Raw genomic sequence first — 19,341 nt, 5'->3', positions numbered from 1 at the left:
GGCCTCGTCAATCATCGAGTCTGAGGTCCGCTGATCCATCACTCGGATGCCGGTTCCCAATACACGTCGTTCAAGCTCGCCGAGCCCTGGACCGCGACGGCATCGCCGCCTCCATCGGCTCGGTCGGCGACGCCTACGACAACGCCCTGATGGAATCCACGATCGGCCTCTACAAGACCGAACTGATCAAACCCCAGCGGCCCTGGAAGACCCTGGCCGAGGTCGAGCTGGCCACCGCCGAATGGATCGACTGGTACAACTTCCGCCGCCTGCACGGTGAGATAGGCCACGTCCCACCCGCCGAATACGAAGCCAGCCACTACCAGACGACCCAGAAACCCCAGGTCACAGCCACATTTTAGAGTCTCCGACAAACCCGGGGTGGTTCACCGCGTCCGCACGAACAAGGCCATGGGCCGGCACAACCTGCCAGCCAAGTCCTGGACGACAAACCGTAGCTGGATGCTCGCGGCCGACCTCGACGCCTGGCTCCGCTTCCTTGCCCTCCACGACCAGAACGGCCTCGCCGACGCCGAGCCCCAGACCATGCGGATGCGGATCTATCACCAGGCCGGCCGCCTCGCACACCACGCCCGCATCCGGCACCTCCGCCTCGACGCGTCCTGGCCCTGGGTCACCGCGTTCACCCTCGCCTGGAACCGGCTCACCAGCCTGCCCCAGACCACCTGACCAGCACAGAACCGTCCCGACGAGAACCAGGAAGAACCACACCCGCAGTCTCCGGACCCGTGGAACGCTGCGCAGCCGCAGCGACACGCGACGGCCCCACCCGCCCACCAACGGAACAAACGGGGCGAAGCCACCGTCTCGCCAGGCAGGGATCACCGCTGACGAATCGAGGTCGATCCAGGGCTGACTATTCAGGATGAAAACGACTCATTGAGCATCCGGAACCTTTGCCAGTTTATGAAAGGCGACCTGCCTCTCAACTACATCCTGTAGGCCGGAGGAGTCATCGACGCGTTGCTCCAGGCCGGTCAACCAGACGTCGCTCCCCTGCCAGTCCAATGGAAGCCGGGACTTGGGCCATACATTCGCCATCTGGCGAGCCAAGTCAAGCCCGCGCTCTACGAGCGATCGCTCTCCGACCGCCGCAGCGACAAGAATTCCGTCCTCCAGCTCTCTCACTGCCGGAGGAAGCCCCTTATCTTGCTGCACGGCCACATACTCGTACAGCGAATTGACGATTTCCGAAATGCTCGGCGGCTCCTCCAGTGACAGCTCGCTCTGTGCAATGAGTCGCTGAGCAGCTGATCCAAACTCAGTGGAGTGGAGCGCGAACGGGATGCTCTCCTGAACGCCAGAGGGAGTTATCAGGCGTTGGCCAAGCGTCAGTGTGACCACCGGGAACTCCCGAACCAGTGCATGAATGTGCACGGTCGGAAAGTACCCGTCTCCACTCGTTGTGCGGTCCAGAGTAACGCCCTGAACGACGGGACCGATACGTCGGAGCAGTCGCAAGGGGCGCCATGCCGCAAAGCCAGGAAGAGTTGACATCCAGTCAGAGGTGACGCGTTTGGCGGTTGGCGCTTCGGACTTGCTCATGGATTCACCTCTATCGTCAGATTCACGCCAGGCACATTGTTGGCATTCTTATCCGCTTGCCATTTGCCGATTCCTCGCCCAGGCTTCATCACGAATTTATAGTCGTACACGATCCCCTCGGCCGGGTCATAGACGTCCGGCCGAGCACTGCCAGCAGTCCCTCGCGCAACCGGCGCACCGCCAAGGTAGCTCTGCTCGGTCACGAGTCCACGATTCCCGTAGATCCCCTGATATCGCTGCAGCAGCTTGTCCGCATAGGCGTGCTTCGCAGTTCCCTTGACGGCTCCACTGCCTCCCACCTTACGTTCGGCCCGGGTGGCAATCGACTGGATCAGGTCCTCGTTCGACGGATCCGTTGATCCATTGCACGCACAGGCGGCGCCGTTCGGAGCAACGCCTCCGCTGCAATTGTGGACCAGGACCGGTGTGTCGCCAGCCTCCACGTAGTACGTGTGGAGGGTACCGATGGTGAGGTCGTACGTCGTGGTGTTCGCGTGGTACAGCCGGACACCGGTGATCTCAGCCGTTCCCGTCGGCGTCTGGAGGACGTCGCCAGCCTTCAGGTCCTTCGCGTCGACGAACGCCGACTCGGTCTCGTCGTAGAACGGGTGGTGGAAGGTCGTCACCAGGTGCGCACCCCGCGCATCGGAGGTGGTACCGGCAGCCGCCTTGGCACTCTGCCAGGACGAGACCGCCGCGACCGTCTTGGTCGTCGGCCCCTGAGCGGCACCGTGGCTGTGACTCGCCCCCAGCGCACCCAGCACCGCCGCCGATGCCGCCAGGCCGAACGCCGCCTTGCGGGCAACCTTCTTGGCCAGCGACTTCGCTCCAGCCTTCGCACTCTGCTTGGCAGTGGAGCCGGCCGTCGCCTTCACCGTCAGGTCCACGAAGTCATGGTCCGTGTGCGTCACAATCACCGCGGTGACCTTGTGCGCCTGCGTACCCGCCACGCCCGGCACCGAGTTGGCGATCGTGTCGCCCACCTTCACCTGTTCGATCGCCTTCGTCGAACCGTCGGCCAGCAGCACCCGCGTCGCGCCGGTGAAGCTGTGCGGGATCGGGCAACTCCCGCCCCCGTCTTCCGACGAATGGGACTGCGACCTCGACCCCGCCCCCTCCGACTCCGCCGCCGAAGCCGCCTCGTCCGTGGCGTCCGCCGCCCCGGCCTCCCCGGCCTCGGTCGCGCCCTTGCCGAACAGCCCGCCGACGACCTCCATCGCCTTCGGTGCCGCCTTGGCAAGGAGCTTGCCGCCCAGGGAACCCAGCGCGCCGCCCACCGCACCGGCCACCGCGCCCTCGACCGCCGAGCCCGCGAAGGCTCCGACACTGCAGTCGCTGCCGCCGTTGTCCGCGCACTTGAAGCCCTGCTCGACCAGGGAACCCGCCGCGCCCGCCAAGGCCGCGCAGCCGATCGTGCCCACGCCCCACGTCGCCGCCTCACAGCCCGCGAAGACCGCCGTCGAGACCACGATCGACGTGATCGCCGCCGCGTGGTTCTTCACGAACTTCGCGGTCGTCTTCACCGCCTTGACCGTCGCGTGATACGCGGTACGCGTCGCATGCGCGACCGCCTTCGCCGCCTTCTTCACCGCGTGGGCGACCTTGTGCGCCGCCTTCTTCACCGCGTGGACCACGCGGTGCGCGACCTTCGACACCTTGTGATACGCCGTATGGACCGCGTGAACCGACGCGTGGTAGATGCGTTTCACGTGCCGGGCCGTGTAGTGGTAGACCCGCCGCGTCACCCGCTGCGTCGCCCGGTACACGTCCCGCACCTGGTGCACCACCTTGTGCGCCGCGTGCTTGACCGCGTGCACGACCTTGCGGGCCACGTGCTTGGCCGCGTGGTACACGGCCTTCGCCGCATGCTTGACCTTCTTGGCCACGTGCTTTACGGCCTGCACATCGCACGAGAGGCTCCACATGGAGCAGTGACCTGACGGGTCGGTGCCCACCATGGGGTTGTCGTCGACGTACGCGAACGGGTTCGCCGCCACCGAATCCGGCGTGGGGCTCAGCGACACGCTGTCCTTGTTCAGGAACTCGCCTGTCGCCGGGCTGTACCAGCGTGAGGCCGTACCCACATCACCGGTGCCCGGTTCCGTCCAGCCCGACTGGAAGCCCAGGTGACCGATCAGCGAGGCCACCGACGTCACCTTGCCCAGCGGGTCGTACGTCGCCGAGCCCGACAGTGAGGTGGCACCGGACGTGAAGGTGCCCACCACGTCGTCGTGCAGGTCCGTCAGGGCCAGGGCTCCCGATGAGGCGCCCGTCTGCTTCACGCCGACCAGGCCGCCCGACGGGTCGTAGGTGTACGACGCGTCGCCGTCCGTCGCGATCGTGTTGTCCGCGCCCGAGTAGGTGAAGGTCCGGGTCGTGGACGCACCCGTGTCCGTGTCGGTGATGTTCCGGCCCAGGGCGTCCAGCGTGTACGACTGCGCGCCGGCCACGATCTGGCCGCCGAACGCGTCCGTCCTGTACCCGACCGTGCCGCCAGCCGTGGACGACTCCTGCGTCATCGTGCCGCGCGCCGAGTAGGTGTACGCGTGTGTGCCGTCCGAGGTCAGCTGGTCCCGGGCGTCGTACGTGTACACGTCCGAGCCGACCCGTACCCGGTTGCCCGAGGCGTCGTACTGGTACGCCGTCGTGGTCGTGCCGTTGTTCCACGAGGTCAGGCGGTCCGACCAGTCGTAGGTGTACGTGTTCGCCGACGCGCCCGTCACGCCCGCGGTCGTCTTCGACGTCAGGTTGCCGTTGTTGTCGTAGCCGTAGGTGAAGCTCGACAGGGTCGAGGCGCCCTGCACCAGGACGTCGCTGGACAGTTCGTGCGCGCTGTTGTAGTTGAGCGTGCGGGTCTGGCCGGTGCTGCCGTACTTGACGGTCTTGACGTTGTTCAACTGGTCGTAGGTGTACGTCAGATGGGTGCCGCTCGCCGCGTCGTCCAGGGAGGACAGCCGGCCCGCCGTGTCGTAGCCGTACGACTGCGTGCCCGCCGCGTCCGTCCGGCTCAGCATCGAACCGTTGTTGTCGTACGTGAAGCTCGACGAACCCGCCGAACCGGAGGCGGACAGGACGTCACCGCGGTCGTCGTAGGTGAACGCGTCGTGTGTGGACGCCTGGTGGTCCACGGCGCCGGTCGTGCCCGCCTCGTCCGTGTCCGCGGACGTCACCCGGCCGTCCGCGTCGTAGGAGAAGGTGTGCTTCGCCGAGGCCGCCTCCGCGCCCGAGCCCGACAGCGTCTTCAGCTGGTCGTTGGCGTCGTACGTCATCGACGTCGTGACACCGCCGGGCGCGGTGGCCGAGGTGGTGTTGCCGTCCGCGTCGTAGGCCAGGGTCGTCGTGGAGTCGGCGGCCGAGGTGTACTGGGACGTCGTCGGCTCGATCACCTTCTCCTGCTGGCCCCACGGGGTGTAGCCGTAGCGCCAGGAGTTGCCTCGGCCGTCCGTGAAGCGCGTGCGGTTGCCCGCCTGGTCGTAGCCGAAGGACGTGGTGATCGACGTCGTCGCGTCGACCGGCTCCACCTGCTGGGTGATCGTGCCCGCCGCGTCGTACGTCCAGTGCGTGGTGTGCTGGTTGGCGTCCGTCGCCGCGACCAGGTTGCCGTTGCCGTCGTACTGCTGCGAAGTGCCGTACAGATAGGTGCCGTTGGAGTCGTAGCTGCGGGTCGCCGTCGGGTCGTCGTCGACGTTGTAGTCGGTGACCGTGTAACTGCCGTCGGCCAGAGTCGTCTTGGTGTTGTTGTCCTCGAAGTCGTAGGCGTAGGAGGTCGAGTTGCCCGCGCCGTCGGTCACCGAGGTGACGTCACCCGCCCGGTTGTAGGCGTACGACGTCGTCACGCCGCCCGGGCTCTGCACCGACGCCGTGTGCGCACCGTAGGGGTTGCCGGTGGTGACGCCGTAGGAGTAGTTCGTCGTCAGTGTGCGCGTGGACGGGTAGCGCTCAAGGGTGGTGGAGGTGATCTGGCGGCCCAGGTAGTCGTAGGTCGCCTGGGTCTGCGCGCCCGTGCCGTCCGTCGCCGTGCGCTGCTCGCCGTTGGCGTCGTAGGTGGCGTGGGTCTTGGTGCCGTCGGGCTCGGTGATCTGGGCGAGGTCGCCCATCTGGTCGTAGAGGTAGGAGGTGGTCTTGCCGCCGGGGGTCGTCTGGCCGGTCTGGTTGCCCTCGCTGTCGTACGTCCAGACGGTCGTGCCCGCGTTGGGAGTCGACGCCCCCGCGGGGGTGTACGACGGGAGGGTCTCGCTGACCTTGTTGCCGTCGGCGTCGTACGCCGACGTGGTGACCAGGCCGTTCGGGTCCTTCTCGGCGACGGCCTCGCCGAAGGTGTTGAAGCCGCTGTAGGTGACCGGACGGACCGTCACGGCGTTCGCGGCGGTGCCGTCGGCCTCCGCCTGGACCGCCGGTGCGGTGGTGGCGGCGAGGTTGCCGGCCTCGTCGTAGTCGTAGTTGGTGGTGTGCTGCTCGGGGTCCGTCTCGGACAGGGGCAGGCCGCGCTTGTCGTATGTGTACTTGGTGGTCTGCTGGTCCGAGGAACCGACCGTGCCCCCACTGCGGCCCTTGCCGTAGAGGGAGGAGATCTCGCTCGCCGACAGCGCCCGCTGGTAGGTCTGGACGTTGCTGACCGCACCGTTGACGGCGTTGCTGACGGTGCCGCCGGCGGTCTTCGCGCCGCCGATGGACAGCGGGCCGGAGCCGCTCCACGGTGCGGCGTTGCTGGCGGAGCCCGCGAGGGCGCCGTTGACGTACAGGCTCATGGTGCCCGTCGACGCGTCGAAGTCGCCGACCAGGTGGGTCCAGGTGTTCAGCGCGGGGGTGCCGGAGGCGGCGGCGGTGTAGTACGCCGACGGGGCGGCGGAGGTGTCCTGGCTGGGCGAGATGAGACGGAAGACGCCCGTGCTGGAGGCGTACTGGAGGTAGAAGGAGGAGCGGTTGGTGCCGCCCTGGGAGACGAAGGTGCGGAAGGTCGAGGTGTCCGACAGCTTCACCCATGCGGAGACCGTGTAGGACGCGCTGGTGTCCAGGACCGGGCTGTTGGTGGCGATGATGTCGCCGTTGCCGCTGGTGTCGCCGCTGAACTGGGCGGCGTCGTCCGACCAGGTCACGCCCGATCCGGCGGTGGCGGTGTTGCCGGTGCCGGACGCGTCGGTGACGCTGCGGCCGCTCGTCTGGTTCAGCTTCCACCAGCCGGCCGGGTGGCCGGAGGCGTCGCCGTACAGGGTCTCGCTGAGGACGTTGCCCATGTCGTCGTACGTGTCGGTCGTGGTGCGGTCATAACCGGTCGCGTCGTGATCGTTCTCCGACGCAACCTGGTCGTCCGGCGTGTACGACACGGTCGACACGCGGTCGACTCCGGTCGGGTCGACGGTGGTGGAGGTCGTGCGGTCGGAGGCGTCGACCGTGTACTGGGTGACGTTCTCGCCGTTGTCGGTCGTCTGGGCGAGCAGGTTGCCGGCCGCGTCGTAGGTGTCCGACTCCAGGGTGTAGGTGCTCGACCCGTCGGAGCTGGTCTTCTTCACCGTCGCCGTGAGGCCGTCGTCGGTATAGGTGTACGACGTCTTCGCGCCCAGCGCGTCGGTGATCGAGGCCAGCCGCCCGGCCGGGTCGTAGGCGCGGGAGGACTCGACGAGCGAGGTCGCGGTCTGCGGGCTGACCGGGTCGCCGGTGTACATCAGGGCCTGGGTGAGCAGGTTGCCGTTGTCGTCGTAGGTGTAGTCGGTCTCGTTGCCGGCGCTCGTCACCTCCTTGGTCTTGTTGCCGGAGGTGTCGTAGGTGTACGTCGTCGTGTTGCCGTAGGACGTGCCCGCGGCGACGTTGGCGTCGGACTCGGTCAGCAGCCGGTCGTAGGCGTCGTAGGTCTGTGTCTCGGTGCGCGAGGCGTCGCCGCCCGTGGCGTCGGACACGGTCTGGGAGAGGACGTCGCCGTCGTCGTCGTAGACCGTGCCGGAGACGGCCGCGTGCGTGGCGCCCTGGACGCGGTCGGTGATCTGCGGGTCGCTCTCGGAGGTCACCTGGCCGTTCTTGTCGTACGTGTAGGTGGTCGTGAGCCCGTTCGGGTAGGTGTCGGAGACGACCTTCTGGCTCAGCACCTGGCCGACACCGTCGTAGGTGTACGACGTGACCAGACCGATGGCGTCCGTGGTGGAGGCGACGTCGCCGTTCGAGAAGTACGACACCGAGTTGACCGCGCCGCCGGGGCTGACGGTCTTCACCGGCAGGCCCTTGGGGACCACCCCGCCGTCGGCGGAGGGGTAGGTGCTGGTGCCGTCGCTGTAGACGGTGGTCGTCGCACGGCCGCTCGGGAAACCGGGCACGGCCGGGCCGGTGACGACGGTCTGGTTGCCCGCCGAGTCGTAGGTGTACGACGTCAGATAAGTGGTGTCGGTCGCGGACGCCGAGCGGCCGTCACGCTCGGTCAGCAGCTGGTCGTTGCGCGGGTCGGCGGTGGTCAGCTGGGCGGTCGTGTCGTCCGGGTAGTACGTGTAGTACTCGGTGTTGCACTTGTTCGCGACCTGGTCCTGGCAGTTCGTGGACGAGACGATGTTGCCGCGGACGTCGTGGCCGGTGGTGGTGACCGCGCCGTTGGGGTCGGTGACGGTGTGCTCGAAACCGGCCGTGTCGTAGCCGAAGCTGGTCTTGTTGCCGAGGCCGTCGGTCTCGGTCAGGGCGCGGTTGCCGTTGGTGACGTCGTAGGTGTAGGTCAGCGTGGACGTCGTCGGCGAGGTCACCTTGACCGTCTCGACGGGGAGCAGGCCGGTGGAGTTCCTGGCGGCCTCGACGTGTGCGGCGACGTCGGCGGCCGTGAGCGCCGAGTGGTAGAAGGCGGCGTCCGCGATGGAACCGGTGAAGTGGCTGACGTCCGCCGGGGAGTTGAGCCAGGCCTTGGAGAACCCGGCGCCGAGGTAGACGTGGTTGTAGGTCTGGTCGGCGGGGGTGCCGGAGTAGGCGGCCTGCTTGACGCCGTCCAGGTACAGGGTCTGGGTGGCGCCGGAGGCCGTGAGGGCCACGTGGTGCCAGGTGTTGTCGGTGACCGTCCCGGTCGAGCCGAACGCGGTCGTGGCGGAGCCGCTGCCCGAGTAGTAGTGGCCGTGCAGCTTGTTGTCGGTGCCGACGTACAGCAGGGGCGCGTAGGTGCCGGAGGTGGCGGTCGCGCCGGATATCGCCGCCGACTGGGCACCGACGATGACGCCCTGGCTCGCGGTCTTGAACCAGAGTTCGAGACTGCGGTCGCTGGTGCCGAACTGCACGGAGGTCGGCAGTTCGGTGTACGAGGTGCTGCCGTTGTAGGTCGTGGCCTTGGCGTCGCTGAAGGGGCCCGTCGCGCCGAGCGTCACGGCGCTGTAGGTGCCGTTGCCGCCATGCACCTCGTTGACGGCCGTGGTCGCCCCGGCCGCTTCACCGAGCCGGTAGTAACCGGCGGGCCCCGCGCCGAGCACCGCGCCCCGGTAGGTCTGGCTGGAGCCGGTGACCGTGGGCGCGGCGAGCTTCCAGACGCCGCCGTTCTCGTCGGTGAGCTGGGTCAGCGTCGTGGTCGCCGGGTCGTACGTCATCGCCGCGAAGGTCTTGCCCGAGGGCCGCTTGACCGAGGTGAGCAGGTTCGCGGAGTGGGTGCCGTACTGGTAGAGGGAGTTGACGTCGGCGGCGACCAACGGCCGTCCGTACCAGGCGACGTCGGCGATCGAGCCGGTGAAGTACGTCGCGTACCCGGTGGCGTCGCTGGAGCTGCTGTGCGGCTCGTCCGGCCAGTTACCGCCGAGGAACCCGGTGCCGAGGTAGTTGAAGACCTGGTTCTTGCCGAAGGCCACCGCGCTCTTGATGGATACGGTGCCGGAGCGGGAACCGACCTTCGTGTTGTCCAGGAACAGCGACTGCGAGTTGCCCGCCGCGCTCAGCACCACGTGGTGCCACTTGCCGTCGGCCACGGACGCCGAGGACACGATCGGGTTGATGCCGCCGCTGTACCAGAACTCGGCGTTCAGCTTGCCGTCGGTGCCGACGTAGATCGACGGGGTGTAGAAGCCGGCGGCCTGTCCGGAGCCGATCGGTTGGGAGGCGTAGGAGTAGAGCACGCCCGGTCCGGCCGAGGTCTTGAACCACAGGGACAGGGCGCCCGAATCGGTGTCGTTGCCGGTGTTCTTGGGCAGTGCGACGTCGGAGGTGGTGCCGTTGAAGGAGGCGGCGGTGGAGGAGGAACCGGTGAGCGGGCCGGCCGCGCCGAGCGTCACGTTCTCGTACGTGGCGTTCTTGGTGCCCTCGTTGGAGAGCACCGCGTCCTTGGCGGTGGTGCCGGAGCTCTCGGTGAGCGGCCAGGCGGCGCTCGGGTCGAGGTCGAGGGAGGCGTTCTGGTACTGCGAGCCGGTCGTGTAGCCGTACGTCGTGCACTTCGTCGTCGACAGCGGGGCGCACACGGTCGTCAACCGGTCGCTGGAGTAACCGTAGGTCCAGGTCAGTACGGTCGTGGAGTCGCCGTTGGTGACCGGGTCGGTGGTGACGGTGGCGACGTGCGTGGCCAGGGCGCCGGTCGGCGGGGACCAGGTGAAGTTCAGGGAGCGACCCGAGACGGCGGACTTCATCTTGGTGACGTGTCCGCTGGTCCAGGTCAGCGTGATGGCACGGCCGTTGGCGTCCGTGACGGTGGTGAGGCCGTAACCGCCCGAACCCAGTGAGGTGGTGAAGGCGTAGACCGTGTCGTCCTTGTCGGTCAGGCGGTAGCCGCCGGTGACCGTGGTGAACGTGGCCCAGCGGCCGGTCCCCGGTGCGAAGGTGCCGTCGCTGTTCTTGCCGTAGCCGACCTGGGAGCCGTCCGGGTAGGTGACGTTGACGCCGGTGACGGTCCCGGCGGCGTTGTACTGCTCGGTGGCGCGGGCGTCGAGGATGGACGACCAGCCGGCTCCGAAGGCGCCGGTCCAGCGCGGGTCACGGGAGTTGTAGTCGCGCTCGACGTCCAGGGACGGGCCGACGGTCGAGATCGAGGCGTCCGTGTCGGAGGTCGTGTAGTTGCCGATGGACGCGTCGAAGCCGTGGTCGCTGCTGTTCTGCGACAGCCCGGAGGTGATCACGGGCTGGGGCACCTGGACGGACAGCTCGTAGGGATCGGCGGGCGAGTAGAGCCCGGTCGTGGAGTCGTACGCCTGCACCTGCCAGGTGTAGTTCTTGCCCCAGGCCAGTTTCCCGGCCGGCACGGTCCAGTCGCCGGTGGAGACGAGGCCCGAGTCGGCGACCAGGGCGTTGTTCGCGTCGTAGACCTTGAACTGGTACTGGCCGGCGCTACCGCTGGAGTTGGCGCCGCCCGCCCAGGCGGTGAGTTCGGGGGTGGTGGTGCCGACGACCGCGTTGTCGGCGGGGAACTGCTCGTAGAGCTGCGGGGCGGTGTTCCCGGTGTAGTTGACGACGATGTAGGGGCCGAGCGAGGGATCGTTGAACGAGCCGAACTGCTTCCAGTGCAGGGCGTCGCTGTTCGACGCGTACACCGCGAGGCCGTGGTCGGCCGTGGAGCCGCTGAACCAGCCCTGGATCGCGGAGGTCGTCAGGGAGACGCTGACCCAGTCGCCCACCGAGCGGTCCGCGGCCGTGTTCGCGCAGGCGTTGGGCACGGTCGGGGTCGCGTTGCCTATGGAGGAGCCGTAGGTCGGGCCGGGGTAACTGGTGACGCCCTCGGGCGTCCACGCCTGGGTGACCAGGGCGACGTCGAACCGTTCGGCGGTGCAGGTCGAGGCCCAGGTGTCGAACAGGTGCAGCGTGGCCGACGTGACGGTAGCGCCGCTCGCGTCCCAGGCGGTGTCCCAGTGGTTGACGTAACCGGCGGCGGAGTGCGTGCCCGAGTCGTACGAGCCGACCTTGATCGTCTGCTCGTAGGAGTGGTCGCCGGCCGCGCCCGACTCCGCGTAGGTGGTCGTCCAGCCGTCGGTGACGGTCGGGTCGACGGTGACGGGGAAGACGCGGTGCGCGTCCTTCAGCCAGGCCTCGTCGAGGGTGATCTTCAGCGCGTAGCCGCCGCTGCTCCGCACGAGGGTCGTGGTCACGTCGCGCGTGGTGGTGGGGTCACCGGAGCGCGGATCGACCCTCGAGTCGTAGGCGTACGACGAAGGGATGCGCTCTACGGTCTTCCCGGCGCCGTCGCGCAGGACGATCGAGCCGTCCTTGTGCTGGACCGGGGTGAGTCCCTTGAGGTGGAGCGGGAAGGTCCAGGAGTTGCCGGCGTCCGCGGAGTGCAGGACGACCGCTTCCTTCACACCGGTGGCGGTGGGGGCGACCTGGAGATCGGTGTCGGCGAGGACACCGGCGTAGGTGACGCGCGAGCCGTCGGCGGTGCCCTTGACGGACTGTGCGCCCTTCAGTTCGTAGGCGACGGAGTGCTGTGCGTCGGGAGCCAGGGAGACGAGGTCGGAGTCATCGGCCTGCGGGGCGAGGTCGACGCCGACGGAGTTGGCCTTCTCGTACCAGCGCCCGTCCGGCCCGGCCCGGACGTCCACGTCGATGGGCGCCCATCTGCCCTTGCCGACCTGGTAGTTGACGGTCGTGGGGTAGATCCGTCTGGTGGTCGTTCCGTCGGCGTTGTCGTACACGGTGTCGGTGCGTGAGGACTTGCCGGCGTCCCGCTTGCTGGTCTTCGCGTTGAAGCCGCTGCCGCCGACGGCGCTCCTGCCCCGTTTCACTGACGCCTGGTGCGCGTGGTACGCGGAGAGCTCGCCCTTGCCCTTGCCCGGCTGACGGCCCACGCCCCGGTGGGCCTCGGTGGCCGAGGCCGGCACATGGTGCCGCTTGCCCGCCGCCGTGCCCGACTCCTGCGCCGGCAGCCGGCCCCAGTGCGGGTCCTTCAGCCAGGCCGTGAGCGAGGACAGACGCGGCAACGAGAGGTCCACCGTGTGCAGTTCGGCCCCGGCGGCCATCGCCGACTGTGTCGTCCACATGCAGGCGAACACGGTCAGCAGGAGTAGCGCGACACCGCGACGGGCGCGCCGTGTACGGCGGGTGGAGCGGACACGGCTGAAGGGCCGAACGCGCACGGCTGGGACTCCCGGACTCGGATGGGCACAACGGGGCAGGGCCCGACACCAGTTGGTCACTGACAGAGAGGCCGGAGGAAACGGAGAGATCTTGCCCGTTGTAAACAAAGAGTGAATAGAGCAAATGAGCGAACTTGAGTGGCGTTTGACCGTTCCTTGCAGAACCTGTCCACTTTGCTCCGGGCGCCCCTTTGCTCCTTTTGGAAACCTTTGCGGTTCCATTGACGAGGGCGCATCAGGCGGTCACGTGCGGGTCAATGGGCATGACGTGGCGATCGGGCCGCCGGTGACGACCTTCCCCGTCGGGATGGCCCGGGTGGCGACGACCTTCCCCGACGGGATGCTCCGGGTGGCGATCGCGGGTCCGGCGCGTGCGCGGTCAACAGGCCGCGGCGAACCCGTGCCGGCATGGTCGCCCATCAGCCCCGGGTACGCCTTGCGTACGGCGAGGCCGGGTGGTGGGGCGTGCGCGCATTCGTGGCACTGCTCACGGTGCCGGTCCTGGCCCGCCACACGGTGGCGCTGCTCAGCCCGGAGGCCCGGAGGCCCGGAGCGACATGAGGCCGGTCACGGACCGCTGCCGGGCATCAGCCGATCCAGCCTCGTTGAGAAACCCGTGCCGCTCGTCAACCGCCGCACTGGCGCAGCATCATCTCTTTGTCCGGTGCGGTAACCGGCATCTCGTACTTGATGGCGACCTGAGCGAACCGGACCGCGTAGGCGCACCTGATCTGTTTGTTGGGCGGCAGCCAGGCAGCAGGTCCGGAATCACCCTTGGCCGAGTTGGCTCGTCCCTGGACCGGGATCAGATTGAGCACGTCGTTCGCAAGCTGTTTGCGCTTGTTCTCCGGCCAGCGCGACGAACCCATCTGCCAACTGTAGGACAGCGGCACCACGTGATCTATCTGCACCTCAGAGGCCTGCTGCTTGCGCCACTCGATGGTCGTCCCGGTGTACGGGTCGTGCAGCGTCATGGCGATGACCACGCAGTCTGAACCGGCTCGGAAACGAAGGTTCAGGCCATCACGATGGATGAGATCGTCTCGCGTGTCACACCCGTTCCTGGCCAACGGCACCCCGTCGGCCGTGTCCATCCAGGCGTACCCGAACTTGTCGCGGGCGTAGCCGGTCTTGGGACCCCGCCCCTTTGTGGACAACTCCTCGATGAGCTTGCGCGCCGCAGCCCTGTCCGCGCCCGTCGTCACGGGTGCGAGGCCTGGCTTCGTGCCATCGGGATTCTTGAGCGGACTGACCGCCCGTCCATCCGGCGCAGCCGCGCCTGCACCCGCGCCCGCACCCGCACCCGCACCCGCACCCGTCGAGGAGCCGTCGGCGCCGAGATCTTTGCATCCCGAACAGAGGAGAACGGCGGCGGCTGCCACCGCCGCGGCGCGGACGAAGCGTATGTTCCCGGCACCCTTGTGCCTCACGTCCCGCTCAGTAAGCACAGCTCACGACTCCCGACTTGAACTGCACGAACACCTGGGCCACCCGGCGAAGGGCGCGGGCGGTTCGGGTGGCGCGGCCCTCGGGCCCGCCGGACCCTGTGGTCGTGTCCGCCTTGCACCCGGCCACGGCGAACACCAGCACGACGGCGGCCGCGGCCCCGCCCCTCAGACGCATCACGTGCGCCCCTCCCCTTGAAACCGGTCCGTCCCCGCAGGGAGCGCTTTCCCCCGGACGACGTCTCGCACACCGTAGCGAGCGGGCGCACTGCGGCATTCAGGAGGTCCGGGCCACGACCCGTTCGAGTGGGCATTGCCGACATATCGGCCGTATCGTCATTGCTGAGTCGCTTCCGGAAGGAGCTCTGGATGGGCATCTTCGACAGGTTCAAGAGCAACCGCCAGATGCAGGACAAGACCAAGGACATGTCCGACATGGCGGAACGGAAGGCCAACGACAGAACGGGCAACAAGTACGAGAGCCAGGTCGACGACGCGCAGCAGAAGATCGAAGGACCGCTCGGCATGGATCGCGACAGGCCCGAACAGCCGTAACGGCTCCCCTCCACGCCGGGGCCGTCCGCGCAGCCTTCGCCTCGCGCGGGCGGCCTCGCGTTCCTGACGGTCATGGCGGTTCGGCGGGGGTCATGCCGGCGGGTCGGCCGGCCACGGCAGCACCGTGAGCTCGGGCCATTCCTCCTTCCAGCGCGCGGTCTTGGCCTCGTAGACCTCTTTAGGGGCGAGCACCGGATTGGGCCGGACCACGAGGTTGAACACGTCGGACAGCCCGTGGGGGGCGTAGACCCGCCATTCCCCGTCGGGCTCCAGCCGTACCCCCAGACAGCACGTGGTCGCGGCGAAGCGGTCGATGGCGGACTCGGTGGAGTCGTACGGCGGGCAGGGCACGTTGAACTTCCGCTCGTACCAGAGGTGCACCCGGGCCTCGTTGCGGATCTCCACCTCGGCCCGCAGGTCGTCGAACACCTCCTGCCCGGCCTTGATGACGGCGTCCTCGGCCTGCCAGGACAGATCGGTGTCGTCGAAGTAGAAGACGTCGTAGTCCCGGATGCCCTGGGCGGGGGGCCTGCCGGTGACCACGTTCCACACGGTCTGGAACAGGCAGCCCGCCGTCACGTACCAGCCCGGCAGATCGAGCGTCGCCGTCCTGGACATCACCTCGGTCAGAATCTCGTTCCGGCCGAGCACGGAACGGAACGCGTCGAGTTGTTCCGGAAGGGGGAGTCGTCCGAGCATCCGTCCTGACTATCACGGTCAGACCTTGCCGATGCCCGGCGCCGTCTCCGACGAGAGCCCCGCGATCGGGGACGCGCCGCTCACGGCCCACTCGGGGCAGGCGGCCGACGGCCCGACCGCCGGTCACCCCACCATCGCGTCCACGCAACCGACGCCCGGCCCCGGACCTCCCGTCAACGCCACGACACGACCGTCACGACCGTCACGATCCCAGGATCGACGTGAGGAACTCCCCCACCCATCCCAGCAACTCCCGCCCGACCAGCGGCTTCCCGCCCACCTTCGCCGTCTTCGGGCGCGGTACCAGCACCTGGTGCGCGGCCGGCTTGATGACGGTGCCCGGGTAGAGGCGCTTGAGCCGCAGCTCCTGCGACTCGCGCAACTCCACCGGTGCGAAGCGGATGTTGGTGCCCTGGAGGACGACCTCGCCGACGCCACACGCGCGTGCGAGCATCCGAAGGCCCGCGACCAGCAGCAGGTTCTCCACCGGCTCGGGCAACTTGCCGTAGCGGTCGACGAGTTCCTCGCGTACGGCCTTGATGTCCTCCTCGGTGTTCACGGAGGCGATCGCGCGGTACGCCTGCAGCCGCAGCCGCTCGCCCGGCGCGTAGTCGTGCGGGACGTGTGCGTCGACCGGGAGCTCGATCTTGACCTCCAGCGGCGGCTCCTCCTCGACTCCGCCCTCCAGGGAGGCCCGATAGTCCGCGACGGCCTCGCCGACCATGCGGACGTACAGGTCGAAGCCGACGCCCGCGATGTGCCCGGACTGCTCGCCGCCGAGGAGGTTGCCCGCCCCGCGGATCTCCAGGTCCTTCATCGCCACGTACATGCCCGCGCCCATCTCGGTGTGCTGGGCGATGGTCGCGAGCCGCTCGTGCGCCGTCTCCGTCAGCGGCTTCTCCGGCGGGTACAGGAAGTACGCGTAGCCCCGCTCGCGGCCACGCCCGACCCGGCCGCGCAGCTGGTGCAGCTGGGACAGGCCGAAGTTGTCGCCGCGCTCCACGATCAGGGTGTTCGCGTTGGAGATGTCGATGCCCGACTCGACGATCGTGGTCGACACGAGCACGTCGAACTTCTTCTCCCAGAAGTCGACGACGACCTGCTCCAGGGCCTGCTCCGACATCTGGCCGTGCGCGGTGGCGATGCGCGCCTCGGGGACGATCTCGCGCAGCCGGGAGGCCGCCCGGTCGATCGACTCGACCCGGTTGTGGATGTAGAAGACCTGGCCCTCGCGCAGCAGTTCACGGCGGATGGCCGCGCCGATCTGCTTCTCCTCGTACGGCCCGACGAAGGTGAGCACCGGGTGGCGCTCCTCCGGGGGCGTGGTGATCGTCGACATCTCGCGGATGCCGGTGACCGCCATCTCCAGGGTGCGCGGGATCGGGGTGGCCGACATGGTCAGTACGTCGACGTTGGCGCGGAGCTTCTTCAGCTGTTCCTTGTGCTCGACGCCGAAGCGCTGCTCCTCGTCGACGATGACCAGGCCGAGGTCCTTGAACTTGGTCTCCGAGGAGAACAGCCGGTGGGTGCCGATGACGACGTCCACCGAGCCCTCGCGCAGCCCCTCCAGGGTGGCCTTCGCCTCGGTGTCGGTCTGGAAGCGGCTGAGCGCCTTCACGACCACGGGGAACTGTGAGTACCGCTCGCTGAACGTCCCGAAGTGCTGCTGCACCAGCAGGGTCGTCGGGACGAGGACGGCGACCTGCTTGCCGTCCTGGACGGCCTTGAAGGCGGCCCTGACCGCGATCTCCGTCTTGCCGTAGCCGACGTCGCCGCAGACCAGGCGGTCCATGGGGACCGACTTCTCCATGTCCTCCTTGACCTCGGCGATGGTGGTGAGCTGGTCGGGGGTCTCCGCGTACGGGAAGGCGTCCTCCAGCTCCCGCTGCCACGGGGTGTCCGGGCCGAAGGTGTGCCCGGGGGCAGCCATCCGCGCGCTGTACAGCTTGATCAGGTCGGCGGCGATCTCCTTGACGGCCTTCTTCGCGCGCGCCTTGGTCTTGGTCCAGTCGGCGCCGCCGAGCCGGTGCAGCGTGGGGGCCTCGCCGCCGACGTACTTGGTGATCTGCTCCAGCTGGTCGGTGGGGATGTAGAGCCGGTCGCCTGGCTGGCCGCGCTTGGCGGGGGCGTACTCGACGACGAGGTACTCGCGCGTGGCGCCCTGCACGGTCCGCTGGACCATCTCGATGTAGCGGCCGACGCCGTGCTGTTCGTGGACGATGTAGTCGCCCGCCTCCAGGGTGAGCGGGTCGATCGTCTTGCGGCGCCGCGCGGGCATCCGGGCGCCGTCCTTGCCGGCCGCCTTCTGCCCGGTCAGGTCGGTCTCCGTCAGGACGGCGAGTCTGAGCGCCGGGTCGATGAACCCGTACTCGATGGAGCCGCACGCCACGTGGACGACGGACGGGCTCAGGGACGCGAGTTCCGCGTCGAGGCGGGCCGCGATGCCCTCGCCGCCCAGCACCTCGACCGTACGGGCGGCGGGGCCGTGCGCCTCGGTGACGAAGACCGCGCGCCAGCCGTCGGCGAGCCAGCCCTTGGTGTCGACGAGCGCCTTGGCGGTGTCGCCGCGGTAGGTCTCGGGCGCGTGCATGCCGAGCTTGAGGGTGTCCGCCTCCAGTTCGAGGTCCGCCGCGAACGGCGACACGGACCACCACATCATGTCCAGCTCGCGCGCGCGGTCGCGGACGTCGGCGATGGACCACAGGGAGGCCGCGCCGACGTCGATGGGCGCCTCGCCGCCGCCTGCGGTGGCCGCCCAGGAGGCCTGGAGGAACTCCTGCGAGGTGGCCACGAGGTCGGACGCACGCGTGCGGACCCGCTCCGGATCGCACACGACGGCCATGGCGCCCTTGGGCAGGACGTCGATCAGGAGCTCCATGTCGTCGACGAGGACGGGAGCCAGGGACTCCATGCCCTCCACGGCGATCCCCTCGGCGATCCTGCCGAGCAGATCGCCGAGCTCCGGGTGCTGCTCGGCGAGGGCACGCGCACGTGCGCGTACGTCGTCCGTCAGGAGCAGTTCGCGGCACGGCGGGGCCCACAGGCCGTGATCGGCGACCTCCAGGGAGCGCTGGTCGGCGACCTTGAAGTAGCGGATCTCCTCGACGTCGTCGCCCCAGAACTCGACGCGCAGGGGGTGTTCCTCGGTGGGCGGGAAGACGTCGAGGATGCCACCCCGGACGGCGAACTCGCCGCGCTTCTCGACGAGCTCCACGCGCGCGTACGCGGCCGCCGCGAGGGCCTCCACGATCGCGTTCAGGTCGGCGGTCTGACCGGTCCGCAGCGCCACCGGCTCCAAATCGCCGAGGCCCTTGACCTGCGGCTGGAGCACGGAGCGCACGGGTGCGACGACCACGGAGACCGGGCCGGTCTCGGGGTCGTCGGGGCGCGGGTGGGCCAGGCGCCGCAGGACGGCGAGGCGGCGGCCGACGGTGTCGGAGCGGGGGCTGAGGCGCTCGTGCGGGAGGGTCTCCCAGGACGGGTACTCCACGACCCCCTCCGAGGGGAGCAGGGAGCGCAGGGCGGCGGCCAGGTCCTCGGCCTCGCGGCCCGTCGCGGTCACCGCGAGCACGGGACGGCCGGCCTCACGCGCGAGGGCGGCGATCGCGAAGGGGCGGGCCGCCGGTGGGCCGACCAGGTCGACGTGCATGCGGTTGCCGTCCTGGGCCGCCGTGATCGCTTCCGCGAGGGCGGGGTCCTTGACGACGGCGTCGAGCAGACCGTGCAGGCTCATTCTGGGCGGCTTTCGTCCGGGGGATTTCTGGGGGGTGGGCAACGCGAAGGGCCCGACACAACGAAGGGCCGGGGGGTCTCCAGCCTACGACGGCGTCGGCCCCGCCGTCGGAGCCTGTGGACAACCCCGCCTCACCGCCGGGTGCCCTGTGGACGAAGAAGAACCCGCAGCGGCTCCCCTGAACGGCGAAGCAACCCCCACAGCTGCCCAGCGACTCCCCGCGGACGACCACGCCCCGGGCGGCTCCCCTCGGAGGACCAAGCCCCCGACACACAGCTGCCCGTGGACGACCAAGCCCCCGGCAGCTCTCGCACCGGCTCCCCGTGAGCGGCGAAGCAACCCCCGC

The 19,341-nt window shown here is 68.8% G+C and carries 8 protein-coding genes and 1 pseudogene; 3 read left to right on the top strand and 6 right to left on the bottom strand.

Annotation, left to right across the window (positions count from 1 at the left end):
- Window positions 1–30 precede the first annotated feature (30 nt).
- Together D1369_RS24135 and D1369_RS24130 are read left to right on the top strand one after the other, a co-directional pair.
- A pseudogene (locus tag D1369_RS24135) lies at window positions 31–362 on the top strand (integrase core domain-containing protein); the annotation flags it as partial.
- A 19-nt stretch (window positions 363–381) separates the two neighbouring features.
- Window positions 382–690 (top strand): transposase, encoded by a 309-nt coding sequence (locus tag D1369_RS24130; RefSeq protein ID WP_007382583.1) that lies wholly within the window; start codon window positions 382–384, stop codon window positions 688–690.
- Between the two features lie 207 nt (window positions 691–897).
- On the opposite strand, the gene D1369_RS24125 is transcribed toward D1369_RS24130, so the two are convergent.
- The 4 genes from D1369_RS24125 to D1369_RS24110 form a co-directional block, all read right to left on the bottom strand.
- A complete protein-coding gene (locus D1369_RS24125; protein ID WP_007382584.1) occupies window positions 898–1,566 on the bottom strand; it encodes a hypothetical protein in 669 nt (222 codons plus the stop codon).
- The gene (locus D1369_RS24120; protein ID WP_162951033.1) at window positions 1,563–12,563 is read right to left on the bottom strand and encodes a LamG-like jellyroll fold domain-containing protein; all 11,001 of its coding nucleotides are present in this window, start codon (window positions 12,561–12,563) and stop codon (window positions 1,563–1,565) included. The genes D1369_RS24125 and D1369_RS24120 overlap by 4 nt, the downstream gene beginning before the upstream one ends.
- A 626-nt stretch (window positions 12,564–13,189) precedes the next feature.
- Complete coding sequence (locus D1369_RS24115; protein ID WP_240436092.1) at window positions 13,190–13,993, bottom strand: HNH endonuclease family protein; 804 nt, start codon at window positions 13,991–13,993, stop codon at window positions 13,190–13,192.
- A 7-nt stretch (window positions 13,994–14,000) separates the two neighbouring features.
- Window positions 14,001–14,189, bottom strand: a complete 189-nt coding sequence (locus D1369_RS24110; protein WP_007382586.1) for a hypothetical protein — start codon at window positions 14,187–14,189, stop codon at window positions 14,001–14,003.
- Window positions 14,190–14,377: 188 nt separating this feature from the next.
- On the opposite strand from D1369_RS24110, the gene D1369_RS24105 reads away from it, so the two are divergent.
- Window positions 14,378–14,563, top strand: a complete 186-nt coding sequence (locus tag D1369_RS24105) for an antitoxin (RefSeq protein WP_037900386.1) — start codon at window positions 14,378–14,380, stop codon at window positions 14,561–14,563.
- Between the two features lie 90 nt (window positions 14,564–14,653).
- Here D1369_RS24105 and D1369_RS24100 read toward each other — a convergent pair whose 3' ends face one another.
- Both D1369_RS24100 and mfd read right to left on the bottom strand, forming a co-directional pair.
- Window positions 14,654–15,262 (bottom strand): nucleotidyltransferase family protein, encoded by a 609-nt coding sequence (locus tag D1369_RS24100; protein WP_007382588.1) that lies wholly within the window; start codon window positions 15,260–15,262, stop codon window positions 14,654–14,656.
- 202 nt (window positions 15,263–15,464) lie between these two features.
- Entirely contained in the window at window positions 15,465–18,995 is a 3,531-nt protein-coding gene (mfd, locus tag D1369_RS24095; RefSeq protein WP_037900388.1) for a transcription-repair coupling factor, read from the bottom strand.
- Window positions 18,996–19,341: the final 346 nt, after the last annotated feature.

Origin of the sequence: Streptomyces sp. CC0208, from assembly GCF_003443735.1 — a bacterium.
Lineage (GTDB): Bacteria > Actinomycetota > Actinomycetes > Streptomycetales > Streptomycetaceae > Streptomyces > Streptomyces sviceus.
Note: the sequence above shows the minus strand (reverse complement) of the source record. Positions and strands in the feature narration are given on the sequence as shown.